This is a genomic window from Sphingomonas sp. BK580 (assembly GCF_014194975.1).
In the GTDB taxonomy this organism is placed as follows: Bacteria; Pseudomonadota; Alphaproteobacteria; order Sphingomonadales; family Sphingomonadaceae; genus Sphingomonas.
On sequence record NZ_JACIAY010000007.1, the window covers coordinates 216,339 to 234,846 of the forward strand.

18 protein-coding genes are annotated in these 18,508 nt (G+C 73.6%); 10 read left to right on the forward strand and 8 right to left on the reverse strand.

All coding sequences use genetic code 11. The features are described from left to right. Positions 1-27 precede the first annotated feature (27 nt). From FHY05_RS14205 to FHY05_RS14215, 3 genes are all read right to left on the reverse strand, one after another. Complete coding sequence (locus FHY05_RS14205) at positions 28-816, reverse strand: crotonase/enoyl-CoA hydratase family protein (RefSeq protein ID WP_183945099.1); 789 nt, start codon at positions 814-816, stop codon at positions 28-30. A gap of 87 nt (positions 817-903) precedes the next feature. Beyond that, a complete protein-coding gene (locus FHY05_RS14210; RefSeq protein ID WP_183945100.1) occupies positions 904-3,711 on the reverse strand; it encodes a TonB-dependent receptor in 2,808 nt (935 codons plus the stop codon). A 464-nt stretch (positions 3,712-4,175) separates the two neighbouring features. Next, positions 4,176-4,382 (reverse strand): hypothetical protein, encoded by a 207-nt coding sequence (locus FHY05_RS14215; RefSeq protein ID WP_183945101.1) that lies wholly within the window; start codon positions 4,380-4,382, stop codon positions 4,176-4,178. A 186-nt stretch (positions 4,383-4,568) separates the two neighbouring features. Here FHY05_RS14215 and FHY05_RS14220 point away from each other — a divergent pair, with 186 nt between their 5' ends. The 3 genes from FHY05_RS14220 to FHY05_RS14230 are packed head-to-tail and all read left to right on the forward strand — an operon-like array spanning position 4,569 to position 6,135. Further along, a complete protein-coding gene (locus FHY05_RS14220; protein ID WP_183945102.1) occupies positions 4,569-5,225 on the forward strand; it encodes an HAD-IA family hydrolase in 657 nt (218 codons plus the stop codon). Beyond that, entirely contained in the window at positions 5,222-5,437 is a 216-nt protein-coding gene (locus FHY05_RS14225) for a hypothetical protein (protein WP_183945149.1), read from the forward strand. The genes FHY05_RS14220 and FHY05_RS14225 overlap by 4 nt, the downstream gene beginning before the upstream one ends. After that, positions 5,434-6,135 (forward strand): ATP12 family chaperone protein, encoded by a 702-nt coding sequence (locus FHY05_RS14230; protein WP_183945103.1) that lies wholly within the window; start codon positions 5,434-5,436, stop codon positions 6,133-6,135. Before FHY05_RS14225 ends, FHY05_RS14230 begins: the two co-directional genes overlap by 4 nt. A 124-nt stretch (positions 6,136-6,259) precedes the next feature. On the opposite strand, the gene gmk is transcribed toward FHY05_RS14230, so the two are convergent. From gmk to FHY05_RS14245, 3 genes are all read right to left on the reverse strand, one after another. Continuing rightward, on the reverse strand, positions 6,260-6,919 hold the full coding sequence (gene gmk, locus FHY05_RS14235; protein WP_183921647.1) for a guanylate kinase: 660 nt from the start codon (positions 6,917-6,919) through the stop codon (positions 6,260-6,262). A 193-nt stretch (positions 6,920-7,112) separates the two neighbouring features. Next, the gene (locus FHY05_RS14240; RefSeq protein WP_311732483.1) at positions 7,113-7,895 is read right to left on the reverse strand and encodes a metallophosphoesterase family protein; all 783 of its coding nucleotides are present in this window, start codon (positions 7,893-7,895) and stop codon (positions 7,113-7,115) included. Next, complete coding sequence (locus tag FHY05_RS14245) at positions 7,886-8,689, reverse strand: hypothetical protein (protein ID WP_183945104.1); 804 nt, start codon at positions 8,687-8,689, stop codon at positions 7,886-7,888. The genes FHY05_RS14240 and FHY05_RS14245 overlap by 10 nt, the downstream gene beginning before the upstream one ends. Positions 8,690-9,112: 423 nt before the next feature. Between FHY05_RS14245 and FHY05_RS14250 the strand changes: the two genes are divergently transcribed. The 7 genes from FHY05_RS14250 (at position 9,113) to FHY05_RS14280 (ending at position 16,020) form a co-directional block, all read left to right on the forward strand. Beyond that, the gene (locus FHY05_RS14250) at positions 9,113-11,479 is read left to right on the forward strand and encodes a TonB-dependent siderophore receptor (protein WP_183945105.1); all 2,367 of its coding nucleotides are present in this window, start codon (positions 9,113-9,115) and stop codon (positions 11,477-11,479) included. 34 nt (positions 11,480-11,513) lie between these two features. Beyond that, the gene (locus tag FHY05_RS14255) at positions 11,514-12,197 is read left to right on the forward strand and encodes a Fe2+-dependent dioxygenase (RefSeq protein ID WP_183945106.1); all 684 of its coding nucleotides are present in this window, start codon (positions 11,514-11,516) and stop codon (positions 12,195-12,197) included. After that, positions 12,194-12,829, forward strand: a complete 636-nt coding sequence (locus tag FHY05_RS14260; RefSeq protein ID WP_183945107.1) for a PepSY-associated TM helix domain-containing protein — start codon at positions 12,194-12,196, stop codon at positions 12,827-12,829. The genes FHY05_RS14255 and FHY05_RS14260 overlap by 4 nt, the downstream gene beginning before the upstream one ends. A gap of 12 nt (positions 12,830-12,841) precedes the next feature. Further along, a complete protein-coding gene (locus FHY05_RS14265) occupies positions 12,842-13,318 on the forward strand; it encodes a DUF2271 domain-containing protein (protein WP_183945108.1) in 477 nt (158 codons plus the stop codon). A gap of 19 nt (positions 13,319-13,337) precedes the next feature. Next, positions 13,338-14,183 (forward strand): DUF4198 domain-containing protein, encoded by an 846-nt coding sequence (locus FHY05_RS14270; protein WP_183945109.1) that lies wholly within the window; start codon positions 13,338-13,340, stop codon positions 14,181-14,183. Continuing rightward, a complete protein-coding gene (locus tag FHY05_RS14275) occupies positions 14,183-15,157 on the forward strand; it encodes an FAD:protein FMN transferase (protein WP_183945110.1) in 975 nt (324 codons plus the stop codon). The genes FHY05_RS14270 and FHY05_RS14275 overlap by 1 nt, the downstream gene beginning before the upstream one ends. Before the next feature lie 113 nt (positions 15,158-15,270). Next, positions 15,271-16,020 (forward strand): sulfite exporter TauE/SafE family protein, encoded by a 750-nt coding sequence (locus tag FHY05_RS14280; RefSeq protein ID WP_183945111.1) that lies wholly within the window; start codon positions 15,271-15,273, stop codon positions 16,018-16,020. Positions 16,021-16,246: 226 nt separating this feature from the next. Here the strand turns inward: FHY05_RS14280 and FHY05_RS22285 are convergent, their stop codons facing one another. Further along, the gene (locus FHY05_RS22285; RefSeq protein ID WP_311732485.1) at positions 16,247-17,248 is read right to left on the reverse strand and encodes a c-type cytochrome; all 1,002 of its coding nucleotides are present in this window, start codon (positions 17,246-17,248) and stop codon (positions 16,247-16,249) included. Then, a complete protein-coding gene (locus FHY05_RS22290) occupies positions 17,161-18,390 on the reverse strand; it encodes a PQQ-binding-like beta-propeller repeat protein (RefSeq protein ID WP_221191199.1) in 1,230 nt (409 codons plus the stop codon). The genes FHY05_RS22285 and FHY05_RS22290 overlap by 88 nt, the downstream gene beginning before the upstream one ends. Between the last annotated feature and the right edge of the window lie 118 nt (positions 18,391-18,508).

The following is an 18,508-nucleotide window of genomic DNA, read 5'->3' on the forward strand; positions in this document are numbered from 1 at the left end:
CGGGCGGAGGCGAAGGCACCGTCGCACCTACCCCGCGTCGCCGAAACGCGGCGCGCGCTTCGCCAGGTTGGCGCGCACCGCCTCGGCCTGGTTGGGCGAGCGCAGCAGCGCCAGCTGCGCCGCGCTCTCGGCGGCGAGGATGGCGGGCGCGTCGGCGTCGGCGGCGAGCGCGAACAGCCGCTTGGCGGCGCGCACCGCGTCGGGGCTGCGCGCCGCGATGGCGCGCGCGATCGCCAGCGCGCGCTCGCGCGGTGCCGGGTCGAGGTAGGTGACCAGCCCGCACGCCTGCGCCTCGGCGGCGTCGAGCTCGCGCGCGGTATAGACCAATTCGCGCAGCACGTCGTCGCGCACGCTGCCGCGCCACAGCGCATAGCCGCCCATGTCGGGCACCAGCCCCCAATGCACCTCGCGGATCGCCAGCCGCGTGTCGGGATGCGCGACCCGCACGTCGGCGCCGGCGAGCAGCTGGCAGCCGCCGCCGAAGGCGACGCCGTGCGCGGCGGCGATCACCGGCACGGGCAGCGCGCGCCAGCCGGTGCAGACATATTGCACGTCGTTGCTCGAGCCGCGCGTGCGCTCGCCCAGCGCGAGCCCCGACCCGCCCGCCGCCATCGCCGCCATGTCGAGCCCGGCGCAGAAGCCGCGCCCCTCGCCCGAGAGCACCACCGCGCGCAACCCCGGCGCGCCGGCGAGCCGGTCGATCGCCGCCGCCAGCGCGGCGAACATCGCCGGGTCGAGCGCGTTCATCTTGTCGGCGCGTGCGAGCCGCACGTCGGCGACGCCGTCCTCCAGCGCGATCGTCACCCGCTCGTCCATGCCGCCTCCGCTCGCGCACCTCGCCTCACCGCGCGAGGAACGGCCGCGCGGCGCCCGGTGTCAACAGCGGATCGGCGCGGCGCCCGCTCACAGCGACCCGCGCAGCTGCACGCCGACCCAGCGCGGGATGCCGGGCTTGTACTGGTTCCACGACGGTTGCAGGCTGTTGTCGACGTCGAACAGGTTGCGCACCAGCAGCGCGACGTCGAAGCGCCCGTCGCCCAGCCCCAGCCCGGCCGAGACGTCGGTGATCCCCCAGGCGTGCGTCCTCGTGTAGCGCGACAGGGTCGTGTCGGCGAGGTAGCCGCTCTGGACGTCGTGGTTCACGTCGACGTGGAGCACGCGCCCCGGCGCGACCGGGTAGGACCAGTCGCCGAACAGGTTGCCACTCCACCGCGGCGCGCCCGGCAGCGCGCTGCCGCTGGCGTCGTGATAGGGGCCGGCGGGATTGTCGCCGCCCAGCTCGCCGGGGACGGGGGCGCGCGGGAACGAGCGGTAGCGCGCGTCGGTATAGGCGCCGGCGAACCGCAGCGTCGTATAGGGGATGGCGAACAGCGCCACGTCCAGCTCGATTCCCTGGCTGCGCACGCGCGGCACGTTGCCCAGCGCGGCGCGATAGGCCGGGTGGCCGCCCCCGTTGAGCGCGCTCTGCACCGGGTCGTAGACGAAGGTCGACTGGATATAGTCCGCGAAGTCCTCGCGGAAGCCGGTGGCGCTGGCCTGGAGCCTGTGTGCCAGCGCGATCGTGCGCACGCCCAGCTCATAGGCGTCCACCCGCTCGGCCGCGACCGGCAGCGAGGTGCCGCCCGCCGCGCTCGCGCCGACGATCTGCGCCACGCCCGGCTTCTCGCCGTGGCGGTAGGAGGCCACGATCGTGTGCTCGGACATCAGCTTGTAGCTCGCCGCGAGATCGCCGGTGACGAGCGTGCCGCGATACGGCGCGGCCTCGCTCCGGCGATAGAGCGCGCCGAGCCGCGCGGCGCGCACCCCCTTGGCGGCGCCGAGCTGCGCGCGCTGCGCGTCGGTGAGATCGGCGTAGCGGGCGACGTGGAAGTATTTCTGCGCGGTGCGATCCGCCAGCGCGCGCTGCGCGGCGTCGTTGCCGGCGGTCAGCGCGCCGTTCGCGTCGCTGTCGAAGCCGCCGAGCGCCACGTCGTTGACGCGCGCGGGGTCGAGCTCGGCGGCGAACCCCTCGGACTGGATGACGCTGCGCGCGCGGCTGTGCCGCGTCTCGCGCGACAGCCGCGCGCCGGCGTCGAGCGTGAGCCGCGCCGACGCGTCCCAGCTGAGGTGCGAGTAGGCCGCGAGCGTGCGGTTGAGGTAGCGCTCCTGCCGCTTGGTGATCAGCGCGTCGGCGGCGTTGAGCAGCAGCCCGCGCCCGGCCGGGTCGACCGCGTCGGGTAGCGCCGGATCGACCGGGTCGAGCAGCGCATATTGCGCGGGGCTGGCGTACCAGGCGCCGGCGTCCGAGCCGTAGCGTTCGGTCTGGCTGTAGTTGGGGAACAGCCCGCGATAGGCGAACAGGCCGCCGCGGTAGCTCAGCGCCTTGCGCGGCCGGGCGTCGAGCCGCAGCTCCTGGCTCCACTGCTCGAACGACGTCTGCGTGCCGCGCGGCGCGCGCAGCCACTCGAACTGCGTGTGCGAGCCGGCCCCCTGCGAGAAGGAATAGTCGCGCCAGGCCGTGATCGAGCGCAGCACCGTGTCGGGCGCGAGCGTCAGCCGGATGTCGCCCGAGGCGCCCCTCGTGGCATAGGTGTTGGGATATTCGCCGATGGTGTTGATCGCCTTGGCGGTGAAGTCGCGCACCGAATAGTCGCCGCGCTGGCGGAACCAGCGCCGCTCGAGATGGCCGGTGTCCTCGTTGGCGTAGTTCACCGCCGCGGGGCGCCCCGTCGTGGGATCGATCCAGTCATAGGTCGGCGGCGACTTGAGGTTGAAGGCGAAGCAGTTCTCGCAGATCTCGCGGTTGGTGGGGGTGATATCCGCGATCAGCCGCGCCTCGATCGCGGGCGCGGGCGTCACCAGCAGCTGCGCGCGCACGCTGGTGCGATCGGTGTTGCGCCACGTGAAATGCGTGTCGTTGCGGTTCCGATAGGGACCGTCCGCCTGCTCGCGGTTGATCGAGACACGATAGGCGAGCACGTCGTCGACGATCGGCCCGCCCAGGACGGCAGTCGCGACCAGGGTGTTGCGCTGGCCGACCGTGACCGCGGCCTCGGCCTCGGGGGTGAAGCTCGGCTTGCGCGTGCGGATCACGACCCGCCCCGCGTCGGTCGCGCGCAGCCCGTCGCTGCCGGTGGGCCCCCGCACCACCTCGACCGTCTCGACGTCGAGATAGTTGCTCAGCGCCGAGATCGCGCTGATGCCGTGGCTGACGTCGTCCACCGCGACGCCGACGCTGGGTTCGAGCACGCCCGCGCCCGCGGCCCAGCCGACGCCGCGGACGAAGATCGACGCGGTGTTGGGGTTGTTCCACGAGGTGCGCACGTTGCCGACGCGATTGACGATATCGCGGAAGTTGTTGACCTGGAACTTCTCCAGCTCCTCGCCCGTGACCGCCGAGGTGGAGCGCGGCGCGTCCTTGAGCCGGACCGCGGTGACGGTGATCGCGTCGTCCAGCCCGCGGTCACCGCGGTCGTCGCTCGGCGTGGCGGCGGGTGCGGGACTGGCGGCGGCGACCGCGGGCGTGTCCGGTGCCGTGACGCCGACCCGCGCGAGCGCCGCCCGCAAGTGCGCCACCTCGTCCTGGAGCGCCGCGTTGCGCTGGCGCAGCGCCTCGGCATCCTGCGCCGCGACGGGCAGGGGCAGCAGCGGCGCCACGCCGGCGAGCAGCAGCGCCAGCCAGCGCCGCCGGAACCGGGCTTGAGCGATACCGAGAGAAGGATAGAACGACATCGCAGCGACTCCTCGATCTCGCGGACGATCGCTCGCGCGCGACGAGGATCGCCGACAGGGACTGAAAGCCCTCTCCCACGCCGATGATATGAACGGCGCGGGATGATCGAAGATAGATTTTCTGTGATCGACGCGAGAACTTAGCAGAATCTCGCGATTACTTGGATTTGCAGCTCGACCGCAGTGTCTTTCATCCGTTCCGGGTCAGTTATGCTACACGTCGAACCCGGACGCTTGCTAGTGCGCGAGGACAAAGCCCCCTCCCCTTCATCGAAGGGGTCTGGGTGGGGCGTGGCCAGGAGCGCCGCGCTCGCGGACGACCCCACCTCCCGCCCCCTTCCTGTAAGAAAGGGAAGTCGCCCGGCGTCTACGAGAAGAACGTTCGTCCCACCGCTGCGGTAACCGCCTTGTCCGGAGGTCAGCCCCGCTCGCGCGAGCGCGAGCGCGCGACTCGCCCGGCCCGGTCAGACGGAGAGCGTCTGCCCGGTCGCCAGCCCCCAGGCGGCGTACACCGACAGAGCGGCGGTCAGCGCGCAGGTCGCGCCGAACAGGACGTAGCCCACGTAGGTCAGCACTGCCGGGTTCGGCCGCGCCAGCCGGCGATTATGCGACGCGCCCGAGAGCACGAAGCTCAGCAGCATGCCATAGGTCAGTGCAACGGCTTCCAGCATTCCCCACACCCTCGTGATCGGTCATCCACGCGGCCGCCCCCCGACGCCCGCGCCGGCTTAACCATATTCGTTCCCTCCTACGAAGAGGTTAATGAGCGCTCCGCCGCGCGACGCGCACGCCTCGCCGCTGCGCCGCAGCATGAAGCTGGCTGGCGCTCGCCCGGCGGACGTCCTAAGCGCGCGCTCATGTCCCCACGTCTCGCCGTGTTCGACTGCGACGGCACGCTCGTCGACAGCCAGGCCAACATCTGCCGCGCGATGGAGGCGGCCTTCGCCGGCCACGGCCTGCCCGCGCCCGCGCGCGAGTCGATCCGCGGCATCGTCGGGCTCAGCCTGGTCGAGGCGATGGCGGTGCTCGCGCCCGCCGCCGGGGCGGCGCGGCACGCGGCGCTCGCCGCCGACTACAAGACCGCCTTCCAGCGCATGCGCGCCGAGGCGGCGCTCGATCCCGAGCCGCTGTACGACGGGCTGGTCGACGCGCTCGACGCGCTCGCGACGGCGGGCTGGCGGCTCGGCGTCGCCACCGGCAAGTCCGACCGCGGGCTCGCGCTGCTGCTCGCGCACCACGGCCTGACCGAGCGCTTCGTCACGCTGCAGACCGCCGACCGCCACCCGTCCAAGCCGCACCCGTCGATGCTCCACGAAGCGATGGCGCAGGCCGGGGCGGCGCCCCATATGACGGTGATGATCGGCGACACCAGCTTCGACATGACGATGGCGCGCGCCGCGGGCGTGCGCGCGGTGGGTGTGACCTGGGGCTATCATCGCGAGGAGGCGCTGTGGGCCGCGGGCGCGCAGGCGGTGGCGCGGCGCTGCGACGAGCTCGCCGGGTGCTGCGCGTGAGCGCGCCGAACGACCCCGCCTTCGCGCGCTGGTCCGCGATCGCGGGGGTGCGGCTGGCGACGAGCTTCGGCGCGATCCTGGGCGTGTTGCTGCTCGGCCGCGCGGAGACGCTGCCGACGCGGCTGCTCGGCGTGGCGATCGTGCTCTCGGCGCTGTGGGTGATGGCGACGGTGCCGCGCGCGCTCGCGGCGCGGTGGCGGAGCGAGCGATGAGGCGCTTCTGGCGCGAGGTGGCGGTCGACGCCGAGCGCGTCGTCCGGCTCGACGATCGCCCCGTGCGCACCCCCGGCCGCGTGCCGCTGGCGCTGCCGAGCGCCGCGCTCGCCGCGCTCGTGGCGGACGAGTGGCGCGCGGTCGGCGAGACGCTCGACCCGCGCGCGATGCCGCTGACCGGACTGGCCAACGCCGCGATCGACCGGATCGCGCCCGCGCGCGCCGACTTCGCCGCGGGGCTGGCGCGCTACGCCGAGAGCGATCTGCTCTGCTACCGCGCCGACGCGCCCGCCGCGCTGGTCGAGCGTCAGGCCGCCGCCTGGGACCCGCTGCTCGCCTGGGCGCGCGAGCGCTATGACGTGCACTTCGAACTGGTCACCGGCGTGATGCACCGCGCCCAGCCGGCGGCGACGCTGGCGCGACTCGGCGAGGCGGTGGCGAGCCGCGACGCCTTCGCGCTCGCCGCGCTGTCGCCGCTGGTGACGGTGACGGGCACGCTGGTGGGCGCGCTCGCGCTCGCCGAGGGCGCGGTGTCGGTCGAGACCCTGTGGGACGCGGCCACGCTCGACGAGCGCTGGCAGGCGGAGCACTGGGGCGACGACCCGCTCGCCGTCGCGGCGACCGAGGCACGCCGGCACGACTATGACGCGGGAGTGGCGTTCCTCGCGGCGCTGGAGGAGCTGCCGGTCGACGAGTGATCGTGCTCCGGCGCACGCGGGAGCCCAGGAGCACCGGGGTTGCGCGCGCCCCTGCGCTCCCGCGTGCGCAGGAGCACGACCGCTCAGATGGTCCGACCCGCCATGCCGGGGCCGACGCTTCCCCTCACCCCGCCGGCGTGCGCAGCTTGCGGATGAAGCCGATCAGCCCGGTCTGGCGCGAACGCTTGAGCCGCTCCGCCGCCAGGATCGTCTTCACCTTGGCGAAGCAGCTCTCGACCTCGTCGTTGACCAGGACATAGTCGTACCCGTCCCAGTGGCTGATCTCGGCGTCGGCGCGCGCCATGCGGCGGTCGATGATCTCCTGCGCGTCGGTGGCGCGGCCCTCGAGCCGGCGGCGCAGCTCCTCCATCGAGGGCGGCAGGATGAACACGCGCACCACGTCGCCGCCCGCGATCTGGTGGAGCTGCTGCGCGCCCTGCCAGTCGATGTCGAACAGCACGTCCTTGCCCGCCGCCAGCATCGCCTCGACCGGCGCGCGCGGCGTGCCGTAGCGCTGGTCGAACACGTGCGCCCATTCCAGGAACTCGTGGTTGGACGCCATCTCGCGGAAGCGGTCGAGCGAGACGAAGTGATAGTCGCGCCCGTCCTCCTCGCCGCGCCGCATCGCGCGGGTGGTGGCGGAGACCGACAGCGACAGCTCGGGCTCGCTCGCCAGCAGCATCCGCGCGATCGTCGACTTGCCCGCGCCCGAGGGCGAGGAGAGGACGAACAGCACGCCGCGGCGCTTCATATGGTGCGGGTCGGCGGGGGTGGCGGAATCCATGCCGGCTGATGCCCCGCGCGGTCGCGGCGCGTCAAGGCAAAGCGTCCGCGCGCGCCAGGGGCTTAAGGGTCAACCATCGGCAAAGCGCCACCGTGCTCCTGCGAAGGCGGGAGCCCAGGGCCACGAGCGTATCCCCCGCGGCTCTGGGCTCCGGCGTGCGCCGGAGCACGAGACCGCCCGGATCGATCGCAATCTAGCCGGCAGCGACCGCCTGGACGATCGCCAGCCCGTCGCGGTCGATCCGCAGCGCCGAGAGCACGCCGGTCTCATAGGCGCCGGTGTCGAGCCCGATGCGGTGCGGCAGCAGCATCGGCCGCTCGCTCGCCCAGGTATGGCCGTGCACCACGATCGTCTCGGCGGGGCGCGGATGCTCGAGGAACTCGTCGCGGATCCACAGCAGGTCGTCGCGCTGCTGCGCGCGCAGCGGCACACCCGGCCGCACCCCGGCGTGGACGAAGGCATAGTCGCCGACGCGCACCATCGGCTCGAGCCGCTCGAGGAGGCGATGATGCGCCACGGGCATGACGTCGAACAGGCGATCGCGCAGCGCGGTGAGCGCGGCGGCGTCGGGTTCCTCCTCCGTCGGGGGATCGACCCCGTAGGAGCGCAGCGTCTCCGAGCCGCCGTAGCGCAGCCACTGGCCGTGCGCCGCGGGCCGCTCCATGAACAGGCGGAACATCGCCTCGTGGTTGCCCTCGAGCAGCCGCGCGGTGATCGCGGCGGAGCGCACCAGCCACGACAGCGCGGCGAGCACCTTGGCCGAGTCGGGGCCGCGGTCGACGTAATCGCCCAGCAGCACCAGCACCGGCGCGACGCCGGGCGAGCGCTCGGCGGAGTCGCGCGCCACCCAGGCGAGCAGGGCGTGGAGCAGGTCGTAGCAGCCGTGGACGTCGCCGATCGCGTAGAGCGGCCGGTCGCCGGCGCGCGCGCCCGCGGGCGCGGCGTGACGCTCGTGGCGCAGCGTGATCAGCGCCACGTGCTCCGCTCGTCGACCCGCGGGTCCTCGCCGCCCGAGTCGGTGGCGAGCAGGCGCAGGTCGGCGGCGATCATGCCGTAGACGCGCAGCGCCTCGCGCGGCCGCTCGCGCCCGACGCGGCGCGCGCGCAGCCACTCGCCGCGATAGTCGCGCAACAGCCGCGCGCTCACGCCGGCATCGCTGGCGTCGGCGTAGGCGGCGGCGACCTCGCCGTCGGCGTCGTAGAGCCGCGCGCCGGCGCAATAGGGATCGTCGAGGCAGCGCTCGCCGCGCGCCGACACGGCGCGCGCGGGGGGTACGGACGGCACGCGCGGCGCCGCCGCGAAGCGCGCCGGCCCGGCCGCGCGCGGCGCGGCGAAGCGCGGCACCTCGGGGGCGCGGGCGACGGCGACGCCGTCCCGCGCGACCGCCGGCGCGGCATGCTCGATCGGCGCGGCGGCGGGGCCGGCCGCGTCGGCGACGTCCCGCGCGGGCGCGGCGTCGGCCGGGGGCAGGGTCACTGGCGTGACCGACGGCGCGACGGTCGGCCGCTCGCGCGGCGCGGCGGCGCGCGCCGGCGCGGTCACGGCCGGCGGAGTCGCCGCCGGCCCGACCGCGCTGGTACCGGCGAGCACGCCGGCGGTCACCGCCACGGCCACGCCGGCGACACCGAGCGCGAGCGTGCGCCGCCGATGGCCCGAGCGCACCGGCAGCGGCCGCGGCGGCGTCGCCGGCGCGGGTCGCACGCCCGGGCCGAACAGCGCGGCCATGTCCTCGGCCACGTCACGGCCGGTGGTACGGTCTGGTTCCGTCATGGCGCCGACCTGCCCGCGCGCCACTGAACCAACGCTGTATGCGGGGCACGTCCGCGGCCGGGCGGCGCGGCGCGGCGCGCGCGTCCGGGCGCCGCGAGGCTGCGCCGGTGCCGCCCGTCGGGCGGTAACGGTCGCCGGTGGTGATCGTGTCTTTTCGGGGCGCCGACGACGCGCCGGTTCTTGCCGCGATCCGTACCCGAATCCGACAGCGCCACCGCCGGGGCGGACGCCTTCTCGTTCGCGGATCGGTCGACCCGGGACCTCCGCTCCGACCTGTCCGATGGCCCCCAACCGAATGGCGCCAACTACCATCCCTGCTCGATCCCCGAACCGACCTTCTCGATGCTCAACGCGAACGATTCTCATTAGCCTTGACTATGCGATTCGGTCGCAATATCACCTTCCGCAACAGGGGGAACAAAGTTGAGACATGGATCGACCTTCCTGGCGCTCTCCTGCGTCGGGTTCATCACTTCTGCGCCGGCGTCCGCGGATCCCGGCCCCGGCGCGCCGGTCGCGGCGCAGGATCGGACCGCCGACCGCGACGACATCATCGTCAACGGCACCCCGGTCGAGCCGGCGAAGCTCGAGAGCCCGAAAGCTACCTCGGCACTGATCGACCTGCCGCAGACGGTCACCGTCCTCAACGACCAGACCATCCGCAAGCAGAACCTCCAGACGCTCCGCGACGCGCTGCAGACCATCCCCGGCATCACCTTCGGGGCCGGCGAGGGAGGCGGCGGCTACGGCGACAACATCAACCTGCGCGGCTATTCCGCCACCAACGACATCACCGTCGACGGCGTGCGCGACAGCGGCCAGTACAGCCGCACCGACCCGTTCAACCTCCAGCAGATCGAGGTCTACAACGGCGCCAACAGCGTCTTCAACGGCTCGGGCTCGGTCGGCGGCACGATCAACCTGGTGTCGAAGGTGCCGACGCCGCGCGATCTCACCGTCGTGCAGGGCTCGATCGGCACCGACGACTACTATCGCGCCGCGATCGACGCCAACAAGCGCGTCGGCGAGGACGTGGCGGTGCGGCTCAACGCTGCCTATCATCGCAACGACGTGCCGGGCCGCGACGTCGAGAGGTTCGAGCGCTGGGGCGTGGCGCCCGCGGTGACGATCGGGATCGACGGGCCGACCAGCCTGACGCTCGCCTATGTCCACCAGGAGGACGACAACACGCCTTACTACGGCGTGCCCTTCTTCCGCACCGCTCTGTCGAGCGGCCTGCTGCCCGGTGCGGACCGCTCGGCCTATTACGGCATCGTCAACCTCGACAGGCAGGACCAGGTGCTCGACCGCGCGACCGCCACCTTCCGCCACGCGGTCAGCGAGGCGGTGTCGGTGCGCAATCTGACGCGCTGGCAGCACGTCGTGCAGAACGGCGTCACCAGCGCGCCGCAGGGAACCTTCTGCCTCGCGGGGGTGGCGCTCCAGCCGACCGGCGCCGCCTGCCCCGCCGGCCTCGCGCCGGGCGAGTGGCGGCCGTCCGGGCCGCGCGGGCTGGTCCGCGACCAGGAAGCGCAGCTGCTCTACAACCAGACCGACCTGCGCGTCGCGACCGGCGCCCAGGGCGGCGTCCGCAACACGCTCAACCTCGGCCTCTCGGGCGCCATCGAGGATTACGCGATCACCACCGCCTCGCTGCTGCGCAACGCCGACGGCTCGGCGGTGTCGCCGCTGCCGGTCCTCTCGATCGGCGACCCCGACACGAGGTGGCGCGGGCCGCTCCACCGCACCGTCACCGCGCAGGCGCGCGGCGAGACGCGCAACCTCGCCGTCTACGCCTTCGACACGCTCGAGCTCGGCCGCTTCGTCGAGCTGAACGGCGGCGTGCGCTGGGAGTCGCAGCACGCGACCTTCCGCAACCTGCCGCTGGCGGTCGTGCCGGCCGGCGCGACGCAGGTGACCGAGCTCGCCCAGCGGCCGCAGCAGAGCCGCGAGCGGCTCTTCTCCTACCGCGGCGGCGTGGTGCTGCACCCCGTGCGGCAGGTCAGCGTCTATGCCAGCTACGGCAATGCCAAGACGCCCTCCTCCACGACGGTCAGGCTCGGCTGCGGCGCGCCGGTGGTGCAGGTGATCGACGGCGCCGCCGTCACCTACGATCCCTGCCAGGTCGCGCCCGAGACCGCGCGCAACTACGAGGCCGGGGTCAAGGCCAGCGTGTTCGGGCGGCTCGAGCTCACCGCCGCGGTGTTCCGCAACGAGCGCACCAACTATCGCGTCCCCTCGCTCGACCCCGCGCTGCCTTCGTCGACACAGGTGCTCGACGGTCGCAGCCGCGTCGACGGGGTCGCGCTGGGCGCCTCGGGCGCGATCACGCCGGCCTGGACGATCTTCGCCAATTACACCTATCTGGACGGCACGATCCGCCAGTCGGTGTCGGACCGCTGCCTCGCCGCGCCGAGCGTGGCGTGCGGCAACTCGGCCGCGGTGCCCGACCCGCAGCGCGGCAGCCGGCTGACCCAGACGCCCGACCACTCGGGCAGCCTGTTCACCACCTACCGTCTCCCGTTCGGGCTCGAGCTCGGCTACGGCCTGACCTACCAGGGCGGGTTCGCCATCGCCGCCGCGTCGTTGGCGGCGCCGGCACAGCCGCTGGTGGACGACTATCTGATCCACCGCGCCTATCTCGCCTACACCTTCGCGGGCGGGCTGACCGCGCAGCTCAACGTCCAGAACGTCGGCAACGAGCGCTATTACACGGGCGTGCGCAACAACGGCTGGGCGGTGCCGGGCGACGCGCGCTCGGCGGTGCTCAGCCTCTTCTACAACTTCTGAGCCGCGCGGTGACGGTCCCGGACGGAGCACGCGCATGCTGATCGCCATCCCCGACGTGCTCGACGCCGCCGCGCTCGCGCGCGTCCGCGCGATCATCGACGCCGGCGAGTGGGTCGACGGCAACGTCACCTCGGGGCCGCAGTCGGCGCTCGCCAAGCGCAACCGCCAGCTGCCCGAGGACTCGGCCGCCGCGCGCGAGGCCGGCGGCATGATCCTCGACGCGCTCGGGCGCACGCCGCTGTTCGTCGCGGCGGCGCTGCCGCTCAAGGTCTTCCCGCCGCTGTTCAACCGCTACGCCGGCGGCGAGGATTTCGGGCTCCACGTCGACAACGCGATCCGGATGAAGCGCGGGACCGACTTCCGCCTCCGCTCCGACCTGTCGGCGACGCTCTTCCTCGAGGATCCGGACCGCTATGACGGCGGCGAGCTGGTGATCGAGGACCAGTTCGGGCCGCAGTCGGTCAAGCTGCCGGCGGGGCACCTCGTGCTCTACCCCGCCTCCAGCCTGCACCGCGTCACCCCGGTCACGCGCGGCGAGCGCGTGGCGAGCTTCTTCTGGCTCCAGTCGATGGTGCGCGACGACGGCGAGCGCCGCACGCTGTTCGAGCTCGATCGCGCAATCCAGGCGGTCGCGACCGACCGCGGTCACGGCGACGGCGCGGTGGTGCAGCTCACCGGCGTCTACCACAACCTGCTGCGCCGCTGGGCCGACGCGTGAGCGTCGCGGCGCGCGGGCCGGCGGCGCGACGCTGGCGCTCCTGGTGGCTCAAGCAGCTCCACACCTGGCACTGGGTGAGCGCGGCGGTGTCGCTGGTGGCGATGCTGCTGTTCGCGCTCACCGGGATCACGCTCAACCACGCCGCCAGCATCGCCGCGACGCCGGTGGTGACCGAGCGCGCCGCGGTGCTGCCCGCGCCGCTGCGCCACCAGCTCGCCGGCGCGCACGCCAGGGACGCGCCGCTGCCGCTCGCGGTCGCCGAGGCGGTCGCGCGCGCGGTCGGTGTCGACCCGACCGCGCGCGCCGCCGAATGGTCCGACGGCGAGGTCTATGTCGCGCTGCCGCGTCCCGGCGGCGACGCCTGGGTCAGCGTCGATCGCGCGACCGGGGCGATCACCGCGGAGATCACCGACCGCGGCTGGGTCTCGTACCTCAACGACCTGCACAAGGGGCGCAACGCCGGCGTCGCCTGGTTCTGGTTCATCGACCTGTTCGCGGCGGCGTGCGTGCTCTTCACGCTGACCGGGCTGCTGCTGCTCCACCTCCACGCGCGCCATCGCCGCGCCACCTGGCCGCTCGTCGCGCTCGGCCTCGCCGCACCCGCGCTGATCGCGCTCATCCTGATCCACTGAGAGGACCTCGCCATGCGCCCTTCCCTGCTCGTGCTCGCCGCCGGCACCGTGGCGACCCCCGCCGCGGCGGGCACCGTCAGCGTCACCGTGCCGCGTCTCGCCGTCGCCGAATACCACCGCCCCTATGTCGCGGTGTGGCTCGAACCCGCGGCCGGCGGGCCGGCGCGGACGCTCGCGCTCTGGTATGACGTCAAGAAGAGCGGCGCCGAGCCCGGCAGCAAGTGGCTCGCCGACCTGCGCGGCTGGTGGCGCAAGGGCGGCCGCAGCCTGCACCTTCCCGCCGACGGCATCAGCGGCGCGACGCGACCGCCCGGCGTCCACACCATCGCGCTGCCCGCCGACGTCCGCCCGGGCGCCTATGTCCTCCACGTCGAGGCGGCGCGCGAGACCGGCGGACGCGAGCTGGTCCAGGTGCCGCTCACGATCCCCGGCGCCGCCCGCGCCGGCGGCAGCCACGAGCTCGGCGCCGTCGCCGTCACCGCCCGCTGATCCGCCCGGAGCCCCTACCATGATCGCACGTCCCCGCTTCCTCGTCGCCGCGGCGCTGCTCGCGCTGCCGGCCGCCGTCTCGGCGCACCGCATGTGGCTGCTGCCGTCGGGCACGATCTTCTCCGGCACCGACGGCTGGGTGACCGTCGACAGCGCGGTGTCGAACGACCTGTTCTACGCCGACCATCAGCCCGGCCGGCTCGAGGCCGTGCGGGTCTGGCAACCCGACGGCACGCCGGGGACGCTCCAGAACGGCGCCACCGGGCGCTATCGCTCGGTGTTCGACGTCCGCCTCGACAAGCCGGGTACGTGGAAGATCGGCAGCACGATGTCGGGCATCATGGGCAGCTTCAAGGTCGGCGGCGTGGAGAAGCGCGTCGGCGGCCGCGGCGGCCCGCCGACGAGCGAGGGGGGACCGCGCCAGCCGCCGCTGACCGTCGCCGACATCCCCGCCGACGCCACCGACGTGCGTCTGACCGAGACGTCGGCGCGCAACGAGATCTTCGTCACCGCCGGCGAGCCGACCCGCACCGTGCTGCGACCGAGCGGCAGGGGGCTCGAGATCGACTATGTCACCCACCCCGACGAACTGGTCGCGGGCGAGACCGCGCGCTTCCGATTCCTGGTCGACGGCCAGCCCGCCGCGGCGCTCAAGGTGACCTTGGTGCCCGGCGGCAAGCGCTACCGCGACGCCGAGGGCGCGCGCGAGCTGACCACCGCGGCGGACGGCACGCTCGCGATCGCGTGGCCGGGCGCGGGCATGTACTGGCTCAACGCGACGCTGACCGACGCGCGCGCGACCGCGCCGCGCGCGACGCAGCGGCGGATGAGCTACACCACCACGCTCGAGGTGATGACGCCGTGATGCCGGCGCCCCGGATCGCATTGCCGCCGACGATCGATCCGGCGGCGCTGGCGTCGCACGATCCCGCCGCGCGGGTCGAGCGGATCGGGGGCGAGACGATGGGAACGACGTGGCGCGTGCGCTACGCCGGCCGGGTCGCGCCGGAGGCCGCCGCGGCCGCGATCACGGCCCGGCTCGCGGCGCTGGTCGACCAGATGAGCCACTGGGAGCCCGGCTCGGCGCTGTCGCGTTTCAACGACGCGCCTGCCGGCAGCTGGCACGAGCTGCCCGCGGATATCGCGCGCGTCGTCGGTCTCGCGCTCGCGCTCGCGGAGCGGAGCGGCGGCGCCTTCGATCCCGCGATCGGCGCGCTGGTCGACGCCTGGGGCTTCGGCCCGGCCGGCGCTCGCGTCGCACCGGGTCCACGAGAGATCGCCGACGCGCTGGCGCTCGGGGGTTGGTGCCGGCTGGAGTGGGACGCGCCGCGGCGACGGCTTCGCCAGCCCGGGGGCGTGCGCCTCGACCTGTCGGGCATCGCCAAGGGCTATGCGGTCGACGCCGTCGCCGATCTGCTGGGCGAGCTGGGCCTGCGCCACTGTCTCGTCGAGATCGGCGGCGAGCTCGTCGGCCGGGGATGGCGTCCCGACGGCGATCCATGGTGGGTCGACCTGGAAACACCCGACGGAGCAGGCGTGTCGCCGCTGCGGGTGGCCGCGCATCAGCTCGCGCTGGCCACCTCCGGAAGCTACGTCCGCGGCGCCCACAACCTCGACCCGCGTACCGGCGCGCCGCCCGCGCACGCCGCGGTCTCCGCCAGCGTGATCGCGCCGACGGCGGCGCTGGCCGACGCGCTCGCCACGATCGCGGTCGTCGCCGCCCCCGCCTCGGTGATGGCGCTGGACTATCCCATCCGCCTCATCGTCAGGACGAACGACGGCTATCGGGAGCTGCTCTCGCCCAGGCTCGACGAGATGCTCACGCGAGCGGATCGCTGACACCGTCGTGCGAGGCGCCCCGCGGGGCACTCGTGATCGGTCCCCACGGGCGGGCGCCCACTTGATCCTGCTTGCCTGTGGGCGTGATCGGCCGAACCCGGTAACGACGCACCATGATCGTAGACTGGCACTTCTATGCCCTCGCCCTACCGGCCGTCATCCTCCTCGGACTCGCCAAGGGCGGGTTCGCCGGGATGGGCGCGCTGTCGCTCCCGCTCATCGCTCTGGCGATCGATCCGGTACGCGCCGCGGCGATCACGCTACCTCTGCTCATCGCGCAGGACGTCGTCGGCGTCTGGGCGTTCCGGCGCAGCGTCGACTGGCGCCTCATCGGCTGGATGCTGCCCGGCGCCGTGCTGGGGATCGCGCTGGGTTACGGCTTCGCCGCGAGCGTGTCGCCCAGGGGCGTGATGGCCGCGGTCGGCGTGATCTCGATCCTGTTCGGTCTGTACCGGCTCTGGGTGGCGCGGCGGCGTCGTCCTCGCGGGGTCGCGCGCTGGCCGGAGTGGCTCGGCGTCCTCTTCGGGATCGCCTCGGGCTTCACCAGCCAGATCGCGCACGCCGGTCAGCCGCCCTTCCAGCTGTGGGTGCTGCCACGCGACCTGCCGCGCGACCGCCTCGTCGGCACCACGGCGATCTTCTTCGCCGCGGTGAACTGGATCAAGGTACCGGCGTACCTGGCCTTGGGCCAGTTCACTCGTGCCAACCTGCTGACGTCTCTCCTGCTCCTCCCGGTGGCGCTCGCCGCCACGGTCGCGGGCGTGGCGTTGGTGCGGCGCGTCGCGCCGGAACGCTTCTTCACGGCGATCTACGTGCTGATGATCGTGGTCGGCGTGGTGCTGACATGGGAGGCGCTGGCGTGACACCGACCAGGCCGCTTTGCCGGAGCCGCGACGAGAGCCTCCCCGAGGGCGGCGTCTGTGTATCGCTGGTCATCGGATCGACCCGGCACGATCACCTCGAAGCGCGCCCGCGCCTGGCTGGAGCGCGCGCGCACGAGCGGTACATCAGCGGCGTCGATGCGCCGACATCGAGCCGGCGCGACGAGCCTGCCGGCACGCGCCGTCGCGGCCGGGATTTGAGTCGTCGTCACCGTGGCAGCGCGAACGCGATCACCGACCCGCCCGGCCGACGCCGGCGATCCTTGCCGCCGCCCGCCGCGATCGCGACATACTGCCGGCCGTCGACCGCGTAGGTGGCGGGGGTCGCGAGCCCCGCGGCGGGTAGCTCGGTCGACCACAACAAGCGGCCGCTGCGCTTGTCATAGGCGCGGAAGCGACGGTCGTAGACGGTCGCGGCGATGAACAGCAACCCGCCGCGGGTGACCACCGCGCCGCCGTAATTCTCGCTCCCCGTCTCCGTCGCGCCGAGCTCGGGATAGCGGCCGAAGGGCACGCGCCACACCCACCGACCGGTGTTAACGTCGAGCGCGGACAAGGTGCCCCAGGGCGGCGTCAGCGCGGGGTAACCGTCCGGATCGAGCAGGCGATGATAGCCGTCGAAGACGTAGGGCTCGTCGAAGGCGGGCGCCGCGGGCGGGGTGGCGTCGCTCTCGTTGCCGCGCGGCTCCGCGCCGGAGGGATGCCCGCGCAGGTCGCGCACCAGCGTCGCCACCTGCGCCGGCGAGAGCGTCCCCGCGAAGCCCGGCATGCGCCCGCCGCCCTGCGTGATCTGGCGCTCGAGCTGCGCCGCGCTGAGCCGTGCGCCGACGTCCCGCAGCCCGGGCACCTGCGGCGGATCGCCCGCCCGATCGGCACCGTGGCAGGCCGCGCAATGATTGGCATACAGCGCCGCGCCCGAGCTGCCCGCCGCACGCGCCGGGCGCGGCTTGAGCCGCAGCGTCCAGGCCATCTCGTTGGCGTTGACGTAGAGCAGGCCGCTCTCGGGGTCGTAGGCCGCGCCGCCCCACTCGGCGCCGCCGTCCATGCCGGGCAGCAGCACCGTGCCCTGCAGGCTCGGCGGGTCGAACGGGCCGCGGTTGCGCAGCCCGGCGAGCTGCGCGGTCACCGCGGCATGCGCCGCCGGCGTCCGCCGGGTGACGATGTCGGGCGTGAGCCGCTGGCGCGCGAACGGTGCGATCGCGGTCGGCATCGGCTGCGTCGGCCACGCCTGCTCGCCGGGCATGTCGCTGGCGGGCACGGGTCGCTCCTCGATCGGGTAGAGCGGGCGGCCATCGCGGCGGTCGAAGACGTAGACCAGCCCGACTTGGTCGTCTGCACGATCGCGGGCACGCCGCGTACCGTCACCAGCGTCGGCTGCGCCGGAAAGTCGCGGTCCCACAGGTCGTGGTGGACGCTCTGGAAGTGCCAGCGCCGCCGGCCCGTGCGCGCGTCCAGCGCGACCAGACTGTTGGCGTACAGGTTGGCCCCCGCGCGCGTCGGCCCGTAGAAGTCGCGGTCGCCCATGCCGCTGGAGGCCACGGGCAGGAACACCAGGCCGCGCGCGACGTCGACGGTGAGCCCGGCCCAGACGTTGGCGCCGATCTCGGTCTTCCAGGCGTCGCGCGGCCAGGTCTCGGCACCGGCCTCGCCGCCGTGCGGGATCGTGTGGAAGGTCCAGCGGATCGCCCCGGTGCGCACGTCGAAGGCGCGGACGTCGCCCGGCGTATGCCCGGTCGAGCCCATGATGATCAGGTCCTCGAACACCGCGCCCGGGGTGACGTTGTTGACCGTCAGCTGCGCGAACGGCCGGCCGAACCCCGCGCGCAGGTCGACGCGACCGCCGCGGCCGAACCGCGCGTCGGGGCGGCCGGTCAGCGCGTCGACCGAGATCAGCTCCTGCCCGAAGGTGAACAGGACGCGGCGCTCGTCGCGGTCTCGCCAATAGGACACGCCGCGCAGCCGCTGGCGTGTCGCGACCGGCGCGGGGGCCGGGTCATAGGCCCAGAGCTCGCGCCCGGTCGCGGCGTTCAGCGCCACCAGCCGTCCCTTGGGGGTGACGATGTACAGGCGACCGTCGACGACGAGCGGGTTGGCCTGCATGTCCGACTGCGACCCACCCTCGCCGAAGGCGTCGCCGCTGTCATATTCCCATACCTTCACCAGGCCCGCGACGTTGCGCGTCGTGATCTGGTCCAGCGCGGAATAGTGGGTCGCGGCGGGATCGCCGTGATAGTAAGGCCAATCCGCCGCGGCCGGCGGCGCGACCGCCCCGGGGGGCGTCGCCGCGCTCCCCAGCAGCAGCAGCGCGCCCGCGAGCATGATCGTCGCCCTCACCCGCTCGCCCGCGCGCATGCCCGCTCTCCCAACCTCGTGTCGGCGGCCAGCGGCCGCGGGTACAGCCTAGGCGGAGCCGCGGCGGGATGCCAATCGCCGGTGCGCGGCCGCCGTCGAGATCGCGGCGCCGGGCGCC